Annotated in this window: 2 protein-coding genes; both read left to right on the top strand. The window is 47.8% G+C overall.

Annotation, left to right across the window (positions count from 1 at the left end):
* Window positions 1-319, top strand: a 319-nt coding sequence (locus R7040_RS25315; protein ID WP_318097396.1) for a YbhB/YbcL family Raf kinase inhibitor-like protein, incomplete at its 5' end; no start/stop codon positions are given.
* Between the two features lie 21 nt (window positions 320-340).
* Window positions 341-897 (top strand): AraC family transcriptional regulator (locus R7040_RS25310; protein WP_318097395.1); only part of this gene is annotated, 557 nt, incomplete at its 3' end.

The following is an 897-nucleotide window of genomic DNA, read 5'->3' as shown; positions in this document are numbered from 1 at the left end:
CGATCCTGATGCACCAACAGGTAGTGGTTTTTGGCATTGGATAGTGTTTGATATTCCAGCCTCAGTTAACGAATTGCCTCGTGGCGTTGATATCAGCAAGCTCGGCGGTAAGGAGTCTCGTATCGATTACGGTACTACTGGTTTTGGCGGCGCATGTCCTCCAGAAAAAGATGGTATGCACCGCTACCAGTTTACCGTTTGGGCCTTGCCAAGTGACAAGTTGAACTTGGATGAGAACACGCCAGCGGCGGTTGTGGGATTCACGTTGAATAGTGTCGCATTGGACAAAGCGAAGTTAACCGCCACTTACACACGATAATTGAATAAGAAAGGGGAGAAGATGAGCCACCAATATCAAGTCACGTTATTTCGTGCGGAGCAGCAGCAAAAGCTGCGTAACGTTCGGATTCATTCCCCGAGTATTATCCAGATCATTAAAGGGAGTAAGCGTCTGTTTTGGAAAGACGAAGCGTTCGATATTCTTCATCCTAATATCATGCTTTGTGAAGCAAACGCTTCGCTGAATTTTGAAAACCTTCCTCAGCAAGGGCGTTTTCTCTCTCGAATGTTCAGCTTTCACTGCGTGCCGAGTGATGACATGCTGGAGCTGAGTATGAGCAATGCGCTTGGCGAAAATGTACCCGCGGTGGAGACAGATAAAGCATTGCAAGCGACGCTGAATGCGCTGTTTTCTTTTGAGCAAGAAAGCTTGAGTGAAGCGACGCAACGTTATTGGGTTTTGGGGTTGTATCAGCAGTTAGCGGAAAGGGGATTGTTGCATCGACTTTTTACCAGCTCGAACACCTCATTTAGCGAAAAGCTCAGTCGTTATTTGTCACGCTCTCCGGGCGATGATCATCCTTTGGAACGGGTGGCTGAGCGTTTTGCTATGAGCCG

It is taken from the genome of Vibrio sp. 1069 (assembly GCF_033340555.1).
The sequence above is the reverse complement of the archived record's forward strand: the minus strand, read 5'-3'. Positions and strand labels throughout refer to the sequence as shown.